Source organism: uncultured Ralstonia sp., from assembly GCA_913056305.1.
Lineage (GTDB): Bacteria > Pseudomonadota > Gammaproteobacteria > Burkholderiales > Burkholderiaceae > Ralstonia.
Genome location: CAJXMR010000354.1, coordinates 1 through 3,131 on the forward strand (window position 1 = coordinate 1; position 3,131 = coordinate 3,131).

General features: G+C 62.3%; 1 protein-coding gene. It reads left to right on the forward strand.

Annotation, left to right across the window (positions count from 1 at the left end; genetic code table 11):
• Nucleotides 1-324: 324 nt before the first annotated feature.
• A complete protein-coding gene (gene gyrA, locus QZ609_RS25905) occupies nucleotides 325-2,985 on the forward strand; it encodes a DNA gyrase subunit A (RefSeq protein WP_295501195.1) in 2,661 nt (886 codons plus the stop codon).
• Nucleotides 2,986-3,131: the final 146 nt, after the last annotated feature.

Below are 3,131 nucleotides of genomic sequence, written 5' to 3' on the forward strand. Positions count from 1 at the left end.
TGAAGGCTCCACTTCGAACAATGTCTGCCTCTTCGCTGGGGGATTGTGCCACAAGGGCGCACTCCTAAAAAGCAAATATAAGCGATTCGAACAGCCCGCCACGGCCTTGTGGTGTGTACGCAACAAGGCAGGAAATCGCTCGCAAACCCTTGTGGGGACTGGATCGCCGGATTCGCTCTCCCTCGCACGGAACATGCCCGGGGTTGACGATGCGTCGCCTGACGCAATGGCGGGGCGGGGCTTGCGGCATGGTAAAATGTTCTGTTATTCGCGCAACCGTAGCGCTCCATGGTGCCCACTATGGGGCCTCTCATCGTTCGCCCAATGGATCAATTCGCCAAAGAGACACTCCCGGTATCGCTCGAAGAGGAAATGCGCAGTTCGTACCTCGCTTACGCCATGAGCGTGATCGTGGGCCGCGCGCTCCCGGACGTACGGGATGGTCTCAAGCCGGTGCATCGCCGTGCGCTGTACTCGATGCACGAGCTGAACAATGACTGGAACCGCCCCTATAAGAAGTCCGCACGTATCGTCGGTGATGTGATCGGTAAGTATCACCCGCACGGCGACACGGCTGTATACGACACCATCGTGCGGATGGCGCAGGATTTCTCGCTGCGCTACATGCTGGTCGATGGCCAGGGCAACTTCGGCTCGGTCGACGGCGACAATGCCGCGGCGATGCGTTACACCGAAATCCGCCTGTCAAAGATCGCCCATGAGCTGCTGGCCGATCTCGACAAGGAAACGGTCAATTTCGAGCCGAACTATGACGGCAGCGAAAGCGAGCCCTCGGTTCTGCCGGCGCGCATTCCGAACCTGTTGATCAACGGTTCGTCCGGGATCGCGGTCGGTATGGCGACCAATATTCCGCCGCACAACCTGAATGAAATTGTCGACGGCTGCCTGCACCTGCTGCACAACCCGGAAGCGACGGTCGATGAGCTGATCGAGCTGATCCCGGCGCCGGACTTCCCGACCGCCGGCATCATCTACGGCATCTCGGGTGTGCGCGAGGGTTATCGCACCGGTCGTGGCCGCGTGGTGATGCGTGCCAAGACGCACTTCGAGGCGATTGACCGCGGCCAGCGCGAGGCGATCATCGTCGACGAGCTGCCCTATCAAGTTAACAAGCGCACGTTGCTCGAGCGTATCGCCGAGCTGGTGACGGAAAAGCGCATCGAGGGCATCTCCGACATCCGTGACGAGTCGGACAAGTCCGGCATGCGCGTGGTGATCGAGCTCAAGCGCGGCGAAGTGCCGGAGGTCGTGCTCAACAACCTCTATAAGAATACGCAGCTGCAGGACACGTTCGGCATGAACATGGTGGCGCTGGTCGATGGCCAGCCGCGCTTGCTGAACCTGCGCCAGATGCTCGAGTGCTTCTTGCTGCACCGCCGCGAGGTAGTGACGCGTCGCACGGTGTTCGATTTGCGCAAGGCGCGCGAGCGTGGGCACATCCTGGAAGGCTTGGCCGTCGCGCTCGCCAATATTGACGAGTTCATCGCCATCATCAAGGCTGCGCCGACGCCGCCGATCGCCAAGGCCGAGCTGATGAACCGCAACTGGGATTCGGGTCTGGTGCGCGAGATGCTGTCGCGCGCCGAAGGCGAAACGGCCGGCGGCCGCGCCGCGTACCGTCCGGAAGGCCTGCTGCCGGCATTCGGCATGCAGGGCGACGGTCTGTACAAGCTGTCCGACACGCAAGCGCAGGAAATCCTGCAGATGCGTCTGCAACGCCTCACGGGCCTGGAGCAGGACAAGATCGTCCAGGAATACCGCGAGGTGATGGCGCAGATCGCCGACCTGCTGGACATCCTGGCGCGCCCGGAGCGCATTACTGCCATCATCGTCGAGGAACTCACCGCCATCCGCGCGGAATTCGGCGATGAGCGCCGCTCGCAGATCGAGCACAATGCGACCGAGTTGGACACCGAAGACCTCATTACGCCGCAAGATCTGGTGGTGACGCTGTCCCACAGCGGCTATATGAAGAGCCAGCCGATTTCCGAATACCGTGCGCAGAAGCGTGGCGGGCGTGGCAAGCAGGCCGCCGCCACCAAGGAAGACGACTGGATCGACACGCTATTTGTCGCCAACACGCACGATTACATCCTCTGCTTCTCGAACCGCGGCCGCCTCTACTGGCTGAAGGTGTGGGAAGTGCCGCAAGGCAGCCGTAACTCGCGCGGGCGACCGATCGTCAACATGTTCCCGCTGTCGCCGGGCGAGAAGATCAACGTCATCCTGCCGGTCAAGCAGTTTGACGAGCAGCACTTTGTCTTCATGTCCACCTCCAAGGGCACGGTCAAGAAGACGGCGCTGACCGAGTTCTCCAACCCGCGCAAGGCCGGCATCATCGCCGTGGACCTGGACGAGGGCGACTTCCTGATCGGCGCGGACATCACCGATGGCCAGCATGACGTGATGCTGTTCTCGGACGCCGGCAAGGCGGTGCGCTTCGACGAGAACGACGTGCGCCCGATGGGCCGCCAGGCGCGCGGCGTGCGCGGCATGAACCTGGAGGATGGGCAGCAGGTGATCGCCATGCTGGTGGCGCCGGCCGAGACGGCAGGCGAAGGTGAGCAGGCCGTGGCCGGCAGTGTGCTGACCGCCACCGAGAACGGCTATGGCAAGCGCACGCCGATCTCCGAATACACCCGCCACGGCCGCGGCACCAAGGGCATGATCGCCATCCAGACCTCCGAGCGGAACGGCAGGGTGGTGGCCGCCGCACTGGTAGCGCCGGAAGACGAGATCATGCTGATCACCACCGGCGGCGTGCTGATCCGTACGCGTGTGGACGAGATCCGGGAGATGGGCCGGGCTACGCAGGGGGTGACCCTCATCGCGGTGGGTGAAGGTAATAAGTTGTCTGGGCTGCAGCGTGTGGTGGAGTCCGATGCGGAAGGTGATGATGGCGCCGACGCAGCGGATGCCGCGCCGGATGCCGACGCACAGACGGATGACAGCGCCGAGTCATAATTGGAAACAACTTTTGCTTGCCGTTGGACGCGGTTCTGGTCATGATGCCGGACCGATGTGCGGCAAGGGCTGGAACTTCTGCGTGATGTGACCGGCCTAAACGCAACGCTTATCTCAAGGGAGCAACAATGCACAAGAGTCTCAAA

Excerpts from the sequence above, each read along its gene's own strand:
- gyrA (WP_295501195.1), top strand. The coding sequence starts at position 325 with ATGGATCAATTCGCCAAAGAGACACTCCCGGTATCGCTCGAAGAGGAA.